The 16,537-nt window shown below is 71.3% G+C and carries 15 protein-coding genes; 6 read left to right on the top strand and 9 right to left on the bottom strand.

Going from position 1 to position 16,537, the window contains the following annotated elements; all coding sequences use genetic code 11:
* Window position 1: 1 nt before the first annotated feature.
* From P5G59_RS17770 to P5G59_RS17750, 5 genes are all read right to left on the bottom strand, one after another.
* Window positions 2-1,111, bottom strand: coding sequence for a glycerate kinase (locus P5G59_RS17770; RefSeq protein WP_301220348.1), 1,110 nt, complete (start codon window positions 1,109-1,111; stop codon window positions 2-4).
* A gap of 28 nt (window positions 1,112-1,139) precedes the next feature.
* A complete protein-coding gene (locus tag P5G59_RS17765) occupies window positions 1,140-2,015 on the bottom strand; it encodes a sugar phosphate isomerase/epimerase family protein (protein ID WP_301220347.1) in 876 nt (291 codons plus the stop codon).
* On the bottom strand, window positions 2,012-3,187 hold the full coding sequence (locus P5G59_RS17760; RefSeq protein ID WP_301220346.1) for a DUF993 family protein: 1,176 nt from the start codon (window positions 3,185-3,187) through the stop codon (window positions 2,012-2,014). Before P5G59_RS17760 ends, P5G59_RS17765 begins: the two co-directional genes overlap by 4 nt.
* Entirely contained in the window at window positions 3,184-4,383 is a 1,200-nt protein-coding gene (locus tag P5G59_RS17755; protein ID WP_301220345.1) for a Gfo/Idh/MocA family protein, read from the bottom strand. Before P5G59_RS17755 ends, P5G59_RS17760 begins: the two co-directional genes overlap by 4 nt.
* 145 nt (window positions 4,384-4,528) lie before the next feature.
* A complete protein-coding gene (locus P5G59_RS17750; protein ID WP_301220344.1) occupies window positions 4,529-5,824 on the bottom strand; it encodes an MFS transporter in 1,296 nt (431 codons plus the stop codon).
* 117 nt (window positions 5,825-5,941) lie between these two features.
* Here P5G59_RS17750 and P5G59_RS17745 point away from each other — a divergent pair, with 117 nt between their 5' ends.
* The 6 genes from P5G59_RS17745 to P5G59_RS17720 all read left to right on the top strand — a co-directional run bounded on the left by P5G59_RS17745 (window position 5,942) and on the right by P5G59_RS17720 (window position 12,523).
* Complete coding sequence (locus P5G59_RS17745) at window positions 5,942-6,631, top strand: ThuA domain-containing protein (protein ID WP_301220343.1); 690 nt, start codon at window positions 5,942-5,944, stop codon at window positions 6,629-6,631.
* Window positions 6,632-6,745: 114 nt separating this feature from the next.
* Window positions 6,746-7,756, top strand: a complete 1,011-nt coding sequence (locus P5G59_RS17740; RefSeq protein ID WP_301220342.1) for a hydroxyacid dehydrogenase — start codon at window positions 6,746-6,748, stop codon at window positions 7,754-7,756.
* A 4-nt stretch (window positions 7,757-7,760) separates the two neighbouring features.
* Entirely contained in the window at window positions 7,761-9,239 is a 1,479-nt protein-coding gene (locus tag P5G59_RS17735; protein ID WP_301220341.1) for an aldehyde dehydrogenase family protein, read from the top strand.
* A gap of 59 nt (window positions 9,240-9,298) precedes the next feature.
* The gene (locus P5G59_RS17730; RefSeq protein WP_301220340.1) at window positions 9,299-10,612 is read left to right on the top strand and encodes an ABC transporter substrate-binding protein; all 1,314 of its coding nucleotides are present in this window, start codon (window positions 9,299-9,301) and stop codon (window positions 10,610-10,612) included.
* Between the two features lie 85 nt (window positions 10,613-10,697).
* A complete protein-coding gene (locus P5G59_RS17725; RefSeq protein WP_301220339.1) occupies window positions 10,698-11,612 on the top strand; it encodes a carbohydrate ABC transporter permease in 915 nt (304 codons plus the stop codon).
* Window positions 11,609-12,523: a carbohydrate ABC transporter permease gene (locus tag P5G59_RS17720; protein ID WP_301220338.1), complete on the top strand. Its 915-nt coding sequence runs from the start codon at window positions 11,609-11,611 to the stop codon at window positions 12,521-12,523. The genes P5G59_RS17725 and P5G59_RS17720 overlap by 4 nt, the downstream gene beginning before the upstream one ends.
* 9 nt (window positions 12,524-12,532) lie before the next feature.
* On the opposite strand, the gene P5G59_RS17715 is transcribed toward P5G59_RS17720, so the two are convergent.
* The 4 genes from P5G59_RS17715 to aldh all read right to left on the bottom strand — a co-directional run bounded on the left by P5G59_RS17715 (window position 12,533) and on the right by aldh (window position 16,515).
* The gene (locus P5G59_RS17715; protein ID WP_301220337.1) at window positions 12,533-13,516 is read right to left on the bottom strand and encodes a LacI family DNA-binding transcriptional regulator; all 984 of its coding nucleotides are present in this window, start codon (window positions 13,514-13,516) and stop codon (window positions 12,533-12,535) included.
* Window positions 13,517-13,525: 9 nt separating this feature from the next.
* A complete protein-coding gene (locus tag P5G59_RS17710) occupies window positions 13,526-14,554 on the bottom strand; it encodes a LacI family DNA-binding transcriptional regulator (RefSeq protein ID WP_301220336.1) in 1,029 nt (342 codons plus the stop codon).
* A gap of 66 nt (window positions 14,555-14,620) precedes the next feature.
* Window positions 14,621-15,142, bottom strand: coding sequence for a hypothetical protein (locus P5G59_RS17705; protein WP_301220335.1), 522 nt, complete (start codon window positions 15,140-15,142; stop codon window positions 14,621-14,623).
* Entirely contained in the window at window positions 15,139-16,515 is a 1,377-nt protein-coding gene (gene aldh / locus P5G59_RS17700; RefSeq protein ID WP_301220334.1) for an aldehyde dehydrogenase AldH, read from the bottom strand. The genes P5G59_RS17705 and aldh overlap by 4 nt, the downstream gene beginning before the upstream one ends.
* Window positions 16,516-16,537 lie beyond the last annotated feature (22 nt).

Genomic DNA, 16,537 nt, shown 5'->3' with positions numbered 1-16,537 from the left:
CCTACCACCGCGCCGCGAATCGTCCGGCAAGAGCGGCACCCGCGGCGGCCGCCCAGCGATGCGGATCGGCGATGGCGGCGGAGGTGTCCCCGGCGAGGTCCGACAGCGCCACCGCGTCCGCGAAATGCTCCGTCGTCGCCTCGACCGAGCCGGCGGCGAGTAGCACAGGCACGTGCTGCTCAGCGGCGAGCCGGGCGACGTAGGACGGCACCTTGCCGGACCGGGACTGCTGGTCGTAGCGCCCCTCCCCGGTGATCACGGCATCCGCCTGGGCGATCGTCCCGGGCAGCCCGATCGCCTCGCCGACGGCGTCAGCCCCCGGCGCCATCCTGGCACCCCAGGCCAGGAGCGCCAGCCCCGTGCCGCCGGCGGCTCCGACCCCTGAAGCGTTCACATCGACTGGGAGACCGACCTCCCGGAGGGCCGTCGCGAGGCGGTCCAGCCCGGCTTCGAGCACCGGGATGTCCTGTGGTCCCGCACCCTTCTGCAGGCCGAATACGGCGGCGGCGCCGGCCGGCCCCAGCAGAGGCGCCGTGACATCGCTGAGGATCCTCGCCCCGCCGGGAGGCAGCGGACGAAGACCCGAGACGTCCACCCGGTCGAGTGCGGACAAGCCGCGGTTGCCATACGGCACCTCCCGACCGTCCGCAGCCAGGAGCCGCGCGCCCAGCGCGGCCAGCGCCCCCGCACCGCCGTCCGTCGAGGCGCTCCCCCCGATCGCCAGCAGGAGCTCCGTCGCCCCGTGGTCGAGCGCCGCAGCGATGGCCTCGCCGAAGCCTACGGTGTGCGCGTCGAACGGCGCGAGGGACGGCATGAGCCCGAGGCCGCTCGTCTCCGCCAGCTCGATCAGCGCCCGGCCGCCGGGCAGCTCCAGCCAGTTCGCGACCACGGACGCGCCGGCGGGACCGAGCACTCGGACGGGATGGCGCACGGCGCCCGGCACCGCCGCCCCGAAGGCCGCCAGCGTGCCCTCACCGCCGTCCGCCATCGGCGCGAGCACGACCCGGTCCTGCGGACGCACGGAGCGCCAGCCCTCGGCGAGCGCCTCGGCGACCTCGACCGCGGCGGCGGAGCCCTTGAAGGAGTCGGGCGCGACCACGATGACGCTCATCGCCTCCGCCTCCCAGGACGCCCTGCAGTCACGCGCCCGTCGCCGCGCTGAGGCCGACCGTCTCCGCGAACGCGTTCACCGTCCGCTCGACCACGGCCACCGGGTCGGTCGCCCAGATGGCCTCGTTGAAGATCTCCACCTCGATGTCGCCAGAGTATCCCGCCGCGTCGACCGCCGCACCGATGGGTGCGAAGTCGATGTGGCCGTCCCCCATCATCCCGCGGGCGAGGAGCACGTCGGCAGGGAGCGGGGTGACCCAGTCGCACACCTGGTAGCTCGCGATCCGGCCGCCCGCGCCCGCGCGGGCGATCTGGGCGAAAAGCTCCGGGTCCCACCACAGGTGGAAGGTGTCGACGACGACGCCGACCGACTCCGCCGGGAAGCGCTCGGCGAGGTCCAGCGCCTGGCCCAGGGTGGAGATCACGGCCCGGTCGGCCGCATACATCGGATGCAGCGGCTCGAGCGCGAGGGTGACACCGGCGTCGCGGGCGTAGGGCTCCAGTTCCGCGACGGCGTCCGCCACGCGCCCGCGCGCGCCGGCCAGGTCCCGCGAGCCGGTAGGGAGTCCGCCGGCCACCAGCACGAGCACGGCAGCCGACCCGGGCGCCCCCGCCGCGGCCAGGGCGGCGGTCTCGTCGATCGCGCGACGGTTGTCGTCCAGCGCCGCACGCCGCTCCGGCCCCTCCGGCACGGTGAAGAACCCGCCGCGGCACAGGCTGGAGACGCGCAGACCGGAGCCGGAGACCAGACGGACAGCCGCGTCCAGGCCGACATCGGCCACCGGCTCCCGCCAGAGGCCGATGGCTTCGACTCCGGCCTCCCGGGTGACGTCGAGCGCCTCGGCCAGCGAGGCGTACTTGATCGTCGCCTGGTTGATCGACAGGCGGGGGTGCGGCCTCGTCATGCGTCCACCCCGTTCACGCGCAGGAGGGTCGACCAGCGCTCGGCTGCCAGATCGGGCCGCTCGAGGGCGCCGCACGCGGCGGCCAGGCGCACGATCTCGGACAGGTGCGGGAGGCTGCGGGCCGACTGCAGGCCGCCGACCATGGAGAACGCCGGCTGGTGGCCGTTGAGCCAGGACAGAAAGGCCACGCCGGTCTTGTAGTAGAAGGTCGGCGCCGCGAACACCTGGCGCGAGAGCGCCTGCGTCGGAGCGAGGATCTCCCGGTAGCGCCCGGCGTCGCCGGCGTCGAGCGCCTGGATCGCGGCGGAGGCGGCGGGCGCCAGCGCGGCGAAGGCGCCGAGGAGGGCGTCGGAGTGCGCTCCGCCGTCGTCCTCGATGAGCTCGACGTAGTTGAAGTCGTCCCCGGTGAACATCCGCACGCCCTCGGGGAGACGCGCGCGCAGCGAGCGCTCGGCGTCCGCATCCAGCAGGCTCATCTTGATGCCGGAGACGCGGTCACCGGCCGACTCGATGATCCGGAGCACGGTCTCGGCCGCGCCGTCGAACCCGGTCGCCCCGAAGTACCCGGCGAGGGCCGGGTCGAAGGCGAGCCCCAGCCAGTGCAGCACCACCGGGCCGGAGGCGGCGGACAGCACCTCCGAGTAAACGCGCTCGTAGTCGGCGGGCGACGCGGCGGCGCGCGCCAGGTGCCGGCTGGCCATCAGCACGACACCGGCTCCCGCGTCCTCGGTGAAGTGCAGCTGCTGCTTGTAGGCGTCCGCGACGGCGGCGAGCGGGATGACCGGCTCGTCGACGTGGTCCGTGTTCACGCCGGCGACGACCGAGCCGCCGGCCAGCGCGGCGTCCGCGGCGCTGCGGGCGATCAACTCGCGCGTCGCGGCGGCGTCGAGGCCCATGTTCCGCTGGGCCGTGTCCATCGCGTCGGCCACACCGAGCCCCCAGGAGTAGACGTGACGGCGGAAGGCCAGGGTGGCATCCCAGTCGATGTCGGCGGGCGCGCCCGGCACGTTCTCGCCCCACGCCTTCGGGATGACGTGGGCGGCCGCGTAGGCGACCCGGGACCGGAGCGGGCCGCTCGGGCGGCCGAACACCGGGGCCTCGCCGAGGACCGCCGACGACGTGCTCCCGTCCGCGTTCAGGAGGGCGACGCGGGAGGCGGTGGCGGCGGTCATCGCGTGGCCGCCAAGCCGGCCGCGAGCGCGTCGCCCTCCTCCGTCGCGGACACGAGCGATACCTCGGGCAGCTCGATGCGGCGCCCCTCGCGCGACGAGCGCAGGCCGAGCTCGGCGAGCTGGACGCCGCGGGCGCCCGCGAGGAAGTCGAAGCGGTTGGGCGCGTCCTCCAGCACGTGGCGGAGGAACTCCTCCCACTGGGTCTTGAAGCCGTTCTCGAAGACTTCGTTCGCGGGAGACTCGATCCAGTCGCCCGCGTAGTCGTGCTCGTCGGCGAGGTCCGGGTTCCACACCGGCTTCGGGGTGGCGTTGCGCGGCTGGATCTTGCAGCCGAACAGCCCGACGACGGCGCTTCCGAGCGTGCCGTCGACCTGGAACTCGACCAGCTCGTCCCGGTTCACCCGCGTCGTCCAGCTCGAGTTCAGCTGCGCGGTCGCGCCGCCCTCCAGCTGGAAGATCGCGTACGCCGCGTCGTCCGCGGTCGCGGCGTAGGGGCGGCCCTGCTCGTCGACCCGCTGCGGGATCTCCGTGACCGCCTGCGCGTACACCGTCTCCACCCGGCCGAAGAGGTTCTCCAGCACGTAGCTCCAGTGCGGGAACATGTCGACGACGATGCCGCCGCCGTCCTCCGCGCGATAGTTCCAGCTCGGCCGCTGGGCCGCCTGCCAGTCGCCCTCGAACACCCAGTAGCCGAACTCGCCGCGCACCGACAGGATGCGGCCGAAGAAGCCGGAGTCGATGAGCCGCTTGAGCTTGCGCATCCCGGGCAGGTAGAGCTTGTCGTGCACGACCCCGTTCTTGACGCCCGCGTCGTTCGCCAGGCGCGCGAGCTCGAGCGCCTCCTCGAAGCTCTCCGCGGTCGGCTTCTCGGTGTAGATCGCCTTGCCCGCGGCGATCGCCTTCTTGATCGCCGCCGACCGCGCCTTGGTGACGAGGAAGTCGGCGTAGATCTGCCAGTGGTCATCGGCGAGGGCGGCATCGAGGTCGGTCGTGTAGTCCGGGATGTCGTGGCGCTTGGCGAGCTCGGCCAGCTTCTCCTCGTTGCGGCCGACGAGCAGCGGCTCCACCTGGACCCGGCGGCCGTCGGAGAGCAGCACCCCGCCCTGCTCGCGGATCGCGAGGATCGACCGCACCAGGTGCTGCCGGTACCCCATGCGCCCGGAGACGCCGTTCATGATGATGCCGATCGACGACACGTTCACTCCTTCGTTCGTGTTGCGGGAAAGCGCTTACCCACCGTAGCGCCCGCCGCGCCTCCCGTCAACGACTCGCATCCGACGAGCCTGATTCGTGCCAAATGTGCGCTATCGGGCGAGCATTCCGCACATTCGGCACGAATCGTCAGCGGGGGGAGGCGGGAGCAGCGGGAGTAGCGGCGGGGGTGACGGCATCCGCCGCAGTGAAGTCGATCGCCTTCGCCTGCTTGCCGAACGCCGTCAGGAGGATGACCGCGATGGCGGCGATGCCGACGGTCGACGCCATCGCCCAGCCATAGCCGAGCTGCGGCGCGAGCGCCTGCTGGATCGGGAGGTTGAACGCCGCGATCACGTTGCCGAGCTGATAGGTCACACCCGGGTAGAACCCGCGGATGGCGTTCGGCGACATCTCGTTGAGGTGCGCCGGGATCGCTCCCCACGCCCCCTGCGTCGTGAACTGGATGAGCGCCGACCCCAGGCAGAGCAGCCCGGCCGTCTGCGAGAACGCGAAGATCGGGATGATCGGCAGCGTCAGCGCGGCGCCGAGGATGATCGTCGCCTTGCGCCCCCAGCGGTCCGACAGCGACCCGAGCACGATGCAGCCGACGATGGCGCCGATGTTGTAGACCACCGCGATCCAGCCCGCGGTCGCGGCGTCGAGCCCGGCTCCCCCGTTCTCGGTGGACTTCAGGAACGTCGGGTAGATGTCCTGCGTGCCGTGGCTCATCCAGTTGAACGCGGCCATCAGCAGCACCAGGTACACGAACCGGCGCAGCACCCTGCCGTCGAAGAAGACCCTGCGGATGGAGGTGTCGGCCTTGCGCATCCGCTCGCGCGTGTTCACCCACACCTCGGACTCCTTCACCCGGCTGCGGATGATCAGTGTGATCAGCGCCGGCAGGATGCTGAGCGCGAACATCCACCGCCAGTTGAGCCCGAACACCGAGTGGACGAGCAGGAAGGCGAGCGCGGCGAGCAGGTAGCCCGCCGAGTAGCCGGCCTGCAGGATGCCCGAGTACAGGCCGCGCCGGGTGCGCGGCACCTTCTCCATGGTCAGCGCCGCCCCGAGCCCCCACTCGCCGCCCATGCCGATGCCGTAGAGCAGACGGAGGATGAACAGCACCGTGAAGTTGGGTGCGAACGCGCACAGGAACCCGACGATCGAGTAGAAGCAGACGTCGACCATCAGCGGGACACGGCGGCCGATCCGGTCGGCCCACAGCCCGAAGAGGTACGCGCCGACCGGGCGCATGATGAGGGTGATGGTGGTGAGGAACGCCATCTGCTCGAGCGGGACCCCGAACTCCGCGCCGATGTCGGCGTAGACGAGCACGATGATGAAGTAGTCGAAGGCGTCCATCATCCAGCCGAGCAGCGACGCGATGAACGCGTTCCGCTGGTCGGGGTTCAGGCGGGTGGAGACGGTTGCGGTGTCGGACACGAAATTTCCCTTCCGATCGTCACTGATCGGCACGCGCGCGAGAAAGCGCTTACCATCGCGTTACGGTAGTCGCGGAAACCGGGCTGTCAACCCGACGAGAGGATCGAGGGACTTTCGATGCGAGCACTGATCCTGAGCGGGGCCGGCCGCTACGCCGACCCGTGGCACCCCTTCGCCGAGACCTCCGGGCGGATCGCCGACATCCTGCGCGGAAGCGGTTTCGACGTCGAGGTGTCGGAGGCGGTGGATGCGCGGATGGCGGCACTGGCCTATCCGCACGACAGCCCCGAAGGGCTCGACGCCGATCCCGACCTCCTGGTGCTGAACATCGGCGACCCGGCGCTCACGGGCACGCCGGACCCGGAGGCGGAAGAGCTCGGCCGGGCCGGGCTGCTGGCGTACCTCGCGCGCGGAGGGCGGCTGCTGGCATCGCATGTCAGCTCGACCTCGCTCCGCGGCGTTCCCGAGTGGGAGGACATCCTGGGCGGGGTGTGGGTTCGCGGGGCGACGTTCCACCCCGACTATGGCCGCGCGCGCATCCACGTCCATCCGGAGCGACACCACGTTGTGGCCGGACTCGACGACTTCGAGGTCGACGACGAGCGCTACACCGATCTCCGCGTCGCGGCCGACGTCGTCCCGCTCGCGTCGCACGAGCACGAGGGCGCGGAGCACCCTCTGATCTGGGCACGCACGTACGGTCCGGCGCGCGTGTTCTACGACGCCCTCGGCCACGACGCAGCATCGTACGAGTCGCCGACGCACCGCGAGATCCTGCGTCGCGCGGCGCTCTGGCTGACCGCCTGAGCACGGTCTGCGGATTCGCGCTTGACGAATCGGCGCGCCATGCGCAACTATTGGAATGCGCATTCTGGGAATGCGCTATCCGAACCGGGCTCCGGCCCACCCGAGGAGTCGACGATGACCGCAGTGCGCACGCCCGTCGCCGCATTCGCCATGCGGCCCGACCTGCCGCCGCTGCTGTTCTCGGGCGACGACCTGCGGGCACTGCGCGCGGTGACCCGGCTCGACCCCGACCTCGCGATCGCCGACCTCGACGACGCGCCGGCCGAGCTCCTGGACGAGGTCGAGATCCTGATCACGGGATGGGGCGCGCCCCGGCTGGGCCGCGCCGAACTCGACCGGATGCCCCGGTTGCGCGCCATCGTCCACGCCGCCGGGACGGTCAAAGGCCACCTCGACGACGCCGCCTGGGACCGCGGCATCCTCGTGACCAGCGCCGCCAGCGCCAACGCCTTTCCCGTCGCCGAGTACACGCTCGCCATGATCCTGCTCGCCGGCAAGCGCGTCCCCGACTACATCCGGGGCTACGCCGCCGACCCCGGCCTGTACGGGGAGGACCCCGACCCCCGGATCGGGAACTTCCAGCGCACCGTCGGCATCGTCGGCGCGTCCCGTGTCGGGCGGCGCGTGATCGAGCTGCTCGCGCCCTTCGACATCGACGTGCTGCTCTACGACCCGTACCTCCATCCCGGCGACCCGATCCTGGACGCGGTGCGCCGCGTCCCGCTCGACGACCTCTTCGCCGGGTCGAGCATCGTCAGCATCCACGCCCCGCTGCTGCCGGAGACGGTCGGGATGGTCGGGGCCGCGCAGCTCGCACTCCTCCCCGACGGCGCGACGCTGATCAACACTGCCCGGGCGCCGATCGTCGACCAGGAGGCGCTGGCCGCCGCCGTGCGCGACCGCGGGCTCCGGGCGGTGCTCGACGTCACCGATCCCGAGCCCCTGCCCGCCGGCCACCCGCTCCGGACGCTGCCCGGCGTGATCATCACCCCGCACGTCGCAGGAGCCCTCGGCACCGAGCTGCGCCGGCTCGGCGAGTGCGCCCGCCACGAGATCGAACGTTTCGTCGCCGGGGAACCGGCCGAACACCCCGTCACGAAGGAAGCTCTGATCGCCGTTGCCTGAGACTGTGACCGAACCCCTGACCCCGGCCGTCACGGCCACCACCATCCGGGAGGCACCCACCATGCGCGAACTGCGCGACTACGACGTCCAGGTCTTCATCGACGGCCGCTTCGAACACCCCGAGGCCGGCGACGGCATCCCGGTGCTCGACAAGGCTTCGGGCGTGCCGTTCGGGACCTACGGCAACGCTTCGTCGTCGCAGGTCGACCGCGCGGTGGAGGCCGCCCGCCGGGCGCAGCCCGCCTGGGCCGACGTGGATGCGAACACGCGGTCGGCGATCATCCGCCGGTTCGCGGGCGAGCTGGCCGCACGCCGCGACGAGCTGCTGACGCTGCTCATCCGGGAGACCGGGGGGACGCTGGAGAAGGCGGAGGAGGAGCTCGGCCAGGCGATCACCCAGCTGGAGAACTCCGCCACCCAGCTCACCGAGAACGCGGGCAGCATCCTGCCGCCCTACAAGTCGGGCAAGCTCTCGCTCTCCCGCGCGGTTCCGCTCGGCGTCATCGGTCTGATCGTGCCGTGGAACTACCCGATGAGCCTGGCGATGCGCGCGCTCGCACCCGGGCTCGCGTACGGGAACGCCGTCGTGCTGAAGCCGGCCGAGCTGACGCCGATCGCCGGGGGCCAGGTGCTCGCGGAGGCGGCGCACGCGGCCGGCGTCCCCGCCGGCGTCTTCGCGGTGGTCCCCGGGGACGGGCCGACCACGGGCCGTACGCTCAGCGAGCACCCGGACCTCGACCTCATCCACTTCACCGGCTCGTTCGAGGTGGGCCATCAGATCGCGAACTTCGCCGCGCGGTCCTTCACGCCGGTCGCCACCGAGCTCGGCGGTGACAACGCGTTCGTCGTGCTGGAGGACGCGGACATCGACCAGGCCGCCAGCTGCGCCGTGTGGTCCTCCCTCTGGTATCAGGGTCAGACCTGCATCACGGCCGGGCGGCACATCGTCCACCGCGACGTCGCCGAGCGGTTCACCGACGCGGTCGTCGATCGCGTGCGGGCACTCCGCGTCGGTGACCCGCTGCGCGACGACGTCGACCTCGGCCCCATCGTCAGCGAGACGCAATTGCGGCGCTTCGCAGACGGTCTCGTCCGCCCCTCCGTGGACGCCGGCGCGCGCGTCGCGGTCGGCGGCACCCATGACGGCCTCTTCTACCAGCCCACCGTGCTCACCGGCGTCACCACCGACATGCCGGTCTTCACGGAGGAGATCTTCGGCCCGGTGATGCCGATCACCGTGGTCGACAGCGAGGCGGACGCCCTCGCCCTCGTCAACCGGCACCGCACGCTCATGAACTCCGTCTTCACCGGCGACCCGCTTCGCGGGCTCGCCTTCGCGGAGCGGGTCAAGAGCAACGAGGTGCACGTGAACGACGGGTATGCCCGCCACGGCGGCGAGGGACAGCTCGCCGGCTTCACCCACCGGCAGTGGATCGGCATCCAGACCACTCCGGTGCAGTACCCCGCATGGGCCGAGGGCTGACCCCGACACCCGAAGCACCGACACACCCGCACCACGATCCATCAAAGGAGATGCACACAGTGAGGAAGACAACGCTGAGGACCGTCGGCGCCGTGATCGGCGTCGCCGCCGCCACCGCCGCGGTCCTGACCGGCTGCTCGAGCACGGGGAGCGGAAGCTCCGCGTCCGGCGGCAAGGTGACCTTGAGCTACGTGAACTGGGACGGCGGCATGCAGGCCGTCGTCGACGAGTGGAACAAGGCCAACCCGGACATCCAGGTGAAGCTGACCAAGCCGTCGGGAACCGGCTACACGCTCTACAACAAGCTGATCACTAACAACAAGGCGGGCACCAACCCCGACGTGACGGAGGTCGAGTACCAGGCGCTGCCCGCGCTGATCGCCAACAAGGTGGTCGTGCCCATCGACAAGTACGTGGGCGACCTCTCCGGCGACTTCTCGAAGTCGACGCTGGCTCAGGTGCAGTTCGAGGGCAAGACCTACGGGGTGCCTCAGAACGTCTGCCCGATGGTGTTCTTCTACCGCAAGGACATCTGGGACTCGCTCGGGCTCACCCCGCCGAAGACGTGGGACGAGTACGCCGCCGACGCGGCGAAGATCCACGCTGCGGACCCGAAGAAGTACATCGGCAACTTCACGGCCGCCGACCCGGGCTGGTTCGCCGGCCTCGCCCAGCAGGCGGGGGCGGACTGGTGGAAGGCGTCCGGCGACGAGTGGACGGTCGCCATCGACGACGCCGCAAGCAAGAAGGTGGCGGACTACTGGGGCGGCCTGGTCTCGCAGGGCGTCGTCAGCCCGGAGCCGAACTGGTCGGCGCAGTGGAACACCGACATGAACAACGGCACGCTCGTCGGCTGGGTCGGCGCGCAGTGGGCGCCCAACCAGCTGCCCTCGATCGCGAAGGACACCGCGGGCAAGTGGGAGGCCGCTCCGCTGCCCGCCTGGACCGCAGGCGACGACACGGTCGGCATCTGGGGCGGTGAGACCGAGGCGGTGACCGCGAACTCCAAGCACCCCGCCGAGGCCGCGAAGTTCGTGAAGTGGATGAACTCCTCCAAGGAGGGCGTCGCGTCGCTGATCAAGAACGTGCAGGTCTTCCCGGCCAGCCTGTCGAACCAGACGGCTCCCGAGCTCCAGACCCCGCCGCCGTTCATGTCCAACCAGCCGGACTACAACACGCTGATGGCGACCGTGGCCAAGGGCGTCCGCACCTTCGACATCTGGGGCCCGAACGCCAACGTGACGTTCGACTCCTACTCGAACGCGTTCGGGGAAGCGCTGCAGAACAAGACGTCCCTCTCGGCAGCGCTCACCACGATGCAGAACGAGACCGTCGCCGACATGAAGAAGATCGGCTTCAAGGTCGCCGGCTGATCATGCCAGGGCGGGGACGGCTCCCCCCGGCCGTCCCCGCCCGTCCCCTCCCCTGACCACCCTCGCGCGAACAGGAGCGCCGCCCATGGCCGCCATCGCACCCACCGCCACCAGGAGACCGCGCCGCCGGCGCACGCTGCTCCCGGTCCTCCTCGTGACGCCCGCGGTCGTCCTGCTGGTGCTCTTCACCGTGGCGCCGGGCGTCTACGCCGTGATCCTGAGCTTCCTGCAGCTGAAGGTCGGCGGCGGCCTGCTCGGCGGCGGCGACCCGACGGAGGTGTTCGCGGGACTCTCGAACTACATCAGCACCCTCACCGACCCGGAGTTCTGGGCGAGCCTCGGCCGGATGCTCGTCATCGCGGTCATCGGCGTGCCGCTGACCGTGGTGCTGGCGAGCCTGTTCGCGCTCTGCCTCGACGCGAAGCGGGCACGCCTGGTCGGCGTCACCCGGCTCGCCATCTTCCTGCCGTACGCCGTCCCAGGTGTCGTCGCCTCGCTGCTGTGGGGGTTCATGTACCTGCCGGCGACCAGTCCGATCGGCGGGCAGGTGATCGACTACTTCGGCAGCACCGGCATCTTCTTCTCCGTCGCCAACGTCGCGGTCTGGGGAGTGGTCGGCTTCAACATGGTGATCCTCTACACCGCGGTCCGCAGCCTCCCGCGCGAGCTGTTCGAGGCCGCGGAACTGGACGGCGCGAGCGAGCTCCAGATCGCCCTCCGGATCAAGCTCCCGCTGATCACGCCGGCGATCACCATGGTCGCGCTGTTCTCTGTGATCGGCGCACTCCAGCTGTTCAACGAGCCCACCACGCTCAAGCCGCTCGCCAACGCGATCTCGTCCACCTGGGTGCCGCTGATGCGGGTCTACACCGACGCTTTCGTCAACAACAGCATCTACGAGGGGGCGGCGACGTCGTTCATCCTCATCGTCATGACCGTCGCGGCGACCGTGATCGTCAACCTGATCGGCCGGCGCTTCGCCCGGAGGGAGACCCGATGACCACCGCCACCGCGACCCGACCCGACCAGGCAGGCACGACCGGACGCTCCGGTGCGCGCGCACCGCTGCGCACGCGCAGCGGGCTGCACATCGTGCCGACGCTCATCCTCGTCGTCGGGGCGCTCTACTGCGTGCTCCCCGTGCTGTGGATCCTCATCGCCTCCACCAAGACGAACGACGAGCTCTTCTCCACGCCCTCGTTCGTGCCGTCCTTCTCGGGCGGCTTCTGGACCAACATGCAGGCCCTGTTCACCTACAACAACGGCATCTTCGGCCGCTGGGCGCTCAACTCGGTCATTTACGCGGTCGGCGGCGGCCTGCTGTCCACCGTCATCGCGGGCGCCGCGGGCTACGCCCTCGGCAAGTACACGTTCACCGGGTCGAAGTGGATCTTCCGCACCATCGTGGCGGCCGTGCTGCTGCCGCAGATCATGCTCGCCATCCCCCAGTTCCTGCTGCTGGCGAAGTTCGGGATGACCAACACGTACGCGTCCGTCATCCTGCCGCAGCTGGTGTCGCCGTTCGCGATCTACCTGTGCAAGATCTACGCCGAGGCCTCGGTCCCGGACGAGATCATGGAGGCCGCGCGCATCGACGGCGGCAGCGAGTGGCGGATCTTCTGGTCGGTCGGCTCACGGCTGATGATGCCGGCGCTCGTCACGGTCTTCCTGCTCCAGTTCATCGGGATCTGGAACAACTTCCTGCTGCCGTTCGTGATGATCAACAACGACCAGCTGTACCCGCTGACCCTGGGCCTCTACGGCCTGATGATCATCACGGGAGGGCAGGCCGCCCAGTACTCGATCGTCATCGCGGGCGTGCTGGTGTCGATCGTGCCGTTGGCGATCCTCTTCTTGTCGCTGCAGCGCTACTGGAAGATCGACCTGATCTCGGGCGGCGTCAAGCTGTAGCGGCGCGCCTCAGCGGCGGGGCGTCGAGGCGCGGAGGCGCACCTCGGCGACGACCGGCTCGTCGTCGGCCGGCGGCTCGTCCGCAAGGGCGAGCTCCAGCGCGCGGGCGCCCATGTCGGCCAGCGGGAGCGCGACGGACGTGAGGGCCGGCGTGACATCCGCGACCAGCGGGATGTCGTCGAAGCCGGCCACCCCGATGCCCTCCCCCGGCTCGATCCCGGCCTCGCGCAGGGCCGCCATGGCCCCGATCGCCATCACGTCGCTCACGGCGAAGACGCACTCGGGACGGTCCCCGGAGGCAAGCAGCCCGGCCATGGCGCTGTGGCCGCCGGCGCGGGAGAACTCGGCGTGCACCACGCGGGCGTCCGGCATCACCGAGCGGAACCCGTCCACCCGGTCGCGCACCGTCACCAGTTCCTCCGGGCCGGCCAGCAAAGCGACGTCCTCGTACCCCGCCCGGCGGAGCTCGACGGCGAGCGCCGCGGCGCCGCCCCGGTTGTCCACGGCGATCGTTCGCAGCCCCGGTGCGCCGGAGCCGACCACGGCGACCCGCGTGCTGCCCGCGTCGGGCTGCGCCGCCCCGTCCACGCGGCTCCCGGCGAGGACGACTGCCCGGGGGCGCTGGCCCCGGAGCGCGGCGAGAGCGGCGCGCTCCCGCTCGACGGAGGCTTCCCCGGCGTAGGGGCCGGTCGCGGTGATCGTGACGACGAGCCCGCGCTGGTCCGCGACCCGGATGACCCCGGACGCGATGGCGGCGAAGTAGGGATCCGCGATGTCGCCGACCACCAGGGCCACGACATTGCTGGTGCCGCGGGCGACGGCCTGAGCCTGGACGTTCGCGCTGTAGCCGAGCGCCCGGGCGGACGCGGCGACACGCTCCTGCAGCTCCGGGTTGACCCGCCGCGCACTGCCGTTGAGGGCACGGGACGCGGTCGCGAGCGAGACGCCCGCGTGCGCGGCGACGTCGGACAGCGTGGGGAGGTTCTCGCTCACACGCCCAACCTACCGGCGCACCGGCGGCGTGGAGGCGCGGATCACGGGATGCGCGGGCACCGTCCGGCCGCCGGCGTCGCCGTCGAGCGCGCGACGGACCGTCTCCTCGGCGACCTGGTCCAGCGGGACATGCACCGTCGTCAGCGCCGGGACCACATCCCGCAGCGTGGTGATGTCGTCGAAGCCGGCGACGGCGACCTCTTCCGGGATCCGGCGGCCGCGGTCGCGCAGGCCGGCGATCGCCCCGAGCGCCATGTCGTCCGTGATCGCGAAGACGAGCTCCAGGCTCCGCAGCTCCTCGTCCGGCAGCGAGCGGATGTGTGCGCGGGCGCCCTCCCAGGAGAAGTCCGGGTATGCGATCGTCGCCTCGCCCGCGAAGCCCTCCACGAACCCGTCGACGCGCTGCTGCATGGACAGCAGCGGCGTGCCGCTCCCGAGCACCAGGGCGCGGCGGTAGCCGAGGGTGGAGAGCTCGGCGGCCAGCGTCCTGGCGCCCTCGTGGTTGTCGAAGGTCACCGTCTCGAAGGGCAGGTCGGTGCGGCTGATGAGCACCACCCGGCCGCCGGTCTCCTCGAAACGGCGCAGCTCGGCGACCAGCTCGTCGCCGTTGGGCGGGTCGACGTACCCCGTTCCGGCGAGCACGATGGCCTGCGGCTGCTGTCCGCGCAGCTCGCGGACCAGATCCAGCTCGCGGTCGACGCGGCGCTCGGTGACCGCGATGGAGACGCGCATCCCGTACTTCTCGGCCTGCTTCATCAGCTCGGTCGCCATCGCCGAGAAGTACGGGTCGGAGATCCCGCTGATGACGAGGGCGATGGTGCGCGACGTGCCGCGGGCGATGGCCTGCGCCGCCAGGTTCGGGGTGTATCCGAGCTCCCGCGCGGCCTCGAGCACGCGCGTGCGATAGCTGTCGGCGACCGTGCGAGCGCTGCCGTTGAGGACGCGGGAGGCCGTGGGCTGCGAGACGCCGGCTCGCCGCGCGACGTCGGTCAGCGTGACGGGACGCCGCGGCGCCGTATCGTTCGCTGCCTCGGTCACACGGCTCACCCTACCGTGCGGGAGCCGCCCTCGGAATGCGCATACCCGCGCGTCGGCGCGTCGCGCTCACGGGAGCAGCGCCATCGCCGCGAGCATGCCTCCGCACAGGGTCGCCGAGATCACGGTGTGCGCGCGCAGCACCCGGCGGGCCAGGAGCACTCGGCCGAGCGTCCAGCCCGCGAGCGCCACGACGGTCAACGCGACGGCCACCGGCCCCGACGCGAGCGCCGCACCGTGGTGGTGTCCCGCCGGAGACGCGGACGCGACCCCCGCCTCCCCGAACGCCATGGCCACCAGCAGCACCTGCATCGCCCACAGGTCAACGATGTGCTCGCGCGCGAAGGCGGAGCGGCGTGCGGACCGGGCGTAGAGCATGGCCAGCAGCGCGAGCGCCAGGGCGCCGCCGAACAGGGCGGCTCCCCCACCGGTGACGCACGCAGCCAGCATGAGGCCGACCGCCGGGAGCTCGTGGGCGAGCGTCATAAGCAGGCCATGCGAGGTGGGCCGCGACGTCGGCGCGGGGAGGGCGCGCCCGTCCGCGACCCGCAGCCGACGGGCCGGAGGGCGGACGGGCGCGCCGGCGGTCATGCCCGCCAGACCGTCTTGATGTTGGTGAACTCGCGGATGCCGAACGCCGACAGCTCGCGTCCGTAGCCGGAGTCCTTGATCCCGCCGAACGGCAGCTGCGGGAAGGAGGCGGTCAAGCCGTTCACGAAGACGCCCCCGGCCTCGATGCGGTCCTGGAAGAAGGCCGCCTCGTCGTCGTCCTGCGTCCACACGCTCGAGCTCAGCCCGAAGTCGGAGTCGTTGGAGCGCTCCACCGCCTCCTCGGCCGACTGCACCCGGTAGAGGCAGGCCACGGGTCCGAAGCACTCCTCGCGGAAGATCCGCATCTCGGGCGTGACGTCGCGGAGCACGGTCGCCGGGTAGAACCACCCGGGCCCCTCGGGCAGCACACCGCCTGCGAGGAGCGTCGCGCCCTTCGCCACGGCGTCCTCCACCAGCTCGTGGGTGTCGCGCCGCACCTGCTCCGTCGCGAGCGGACCGAACGAGGTCGCCTCGTCGAAGGGATCGCCGATGACCTGCGCCCGCATCCCGGCCACGAAGGCCTCCTCGAACGCGTCGTACACCACATCGTGGATGTAGTACCGCTTGGCGGCGATGCAGCTCTGCCCCGAGTTCTGGACGCGGGCGTTGACGCCCGCGGTCGCGGCGGCGGCGATGTCGGCGGACGGCATGACGACGAACACATCGGTGCCGCCGAGCTCCAGGACGGACTTCTTGATGTTGCGCCCGGCGGCCTCGGCGACCGAGGAGCCGGCGCCGACCGAGCCGGTCAGCGTCACCGCGCGGATGCGACGGTCGTCGATGAGCGGCGCGACGGCGCCGCCCTCGACCAGCACCGTCTGGAACGCGCCCGCAGGGAACCCGGCGCGCTCGAACAGCGAACCCAGGTACAGGGCGCTCTGCGGAACGCTGGACGCGTGCTTGAGGATGCCGGTGTTCCCGGCCATCAGCGCGGGCGCGGCGAAACGGATCACCTGCCAGAACGGATAGTTCCAGGGCATCACGGCGAGCACGGTCCCGATCGGCTGGTACCGCACGCTGACCGCGGACGCCCCGACATCGCCCGCCGCGACCGGGTGCTCCTCGGCGAGGTACTCGGCCGCGTGGTCGGCATACCAGCGCATCCCGCGCGCCGACTTCGCCACCTCGTACTTCGCCGTGCCGATGGTCTTGCCCATCTCGGTGGTGACGAGCGCGGCGACCTCGTCGAGTTCGGCGTCGAGCAGATCGGCCGCGGCGCGCATCCACTCCGCCCGCTGCTCGAAGGTGGTGTCGGCGAGCCCGCGGTAGGCGGACTCGGCGGCGGCGAGGATCTCTTCGAGCTGCTCCGCGGTGTGCGGCTCGAACGTCCTGAGCGTCTCGCCAGTGCTGGGGTTGATGGAGGCGATGGCCATTGTTCACTCCTTCGTTGCGACG

The sequence above is a fragment of the Leifsonia virtsii genome (genome assembly GCF_030433675.1).
In the GTDB taxonomy this organism is placed as follows: domain Bacteria; phylum Actinomycetota; class Actinomycetes; order Actinomycetales; family Microbacteriaceae; genus Leifsonia; species Leifsonia virtsii.
This window is presented reverse-complemented; position numbering and strand designations above follow the sequence as displayed.

What these genes read in the sequence shown, in the direction of transcription:
- P5G59_RS17770 (WP_301220348.1), bottom strand. Translation starts at nt 1,111, where the DNA reads ATGAGCGTCATCGTGGTCGCGCCCGACTCCTTCAAGGGCTCCGCCGCC.
- P5G59_RS17765 (WP_301220347.1), bottom strand. Translation starts at nt 2,015, where the DNA reads ATGACGAGGCCGCACCCCCGCCTGTCGATCAACCAGGCGACGATCAAG.
- P5G59_RS17760 (WP_301220346.1), bottom strand. Translation starts at nt 3,187, where the DNA reads ATGACCGCCGCCACCGCCTCCCGCGTCGCCCTCCTGAACGCGGACGGG.
- P5G59_RS17745 (WP_301220343.1), top strand. Translation starts at nt 5,942, where the DNA reads ATGCGAGCACTGATCCTGAGCGGGGCCGGCCGCTACGCCGACCCGTGG.
- P5G59_RS17740 (WP_301220342.1), top strand. Translation starts at nt 6,746, where the DNA reads ATGACCGCAGTGCGCACGCCCGTCGCCGCATTCGCCATGCGGCCCGAC.
- P5G59_RS17725 (WP_301220339.1), top strand. Translation starts at nt 10,698, where the DNA reads ATGGCCGCCATCGCACCCACCGCCACCAGGAGACCGCGCCGCCGGCGC.
- P5G59_RS17720 (WP_301220338.1), top strand. Translation starts at nt 11,609, where the DNA reads ATGACCACCGCCACCGCGACCCGACCCGACCAGGCAGGCACGACCGGA.
- P5G59_RS17705 (WP_301220335.1), bottom strand. Translation starts at nt 15,142, where the DNA reads ATGACCGCCGGCGCGCCCGTCCGCCCTCCGGCCCGTCGGCTGCGGGTC.
- aldh (WP_301220334.1), bottom strand. Translation starts at nt 16,515, where the DNA reads ATGGCCATCGCCTCCATCAACCCCAGCACTGGCGAGACGCTCAGGACG.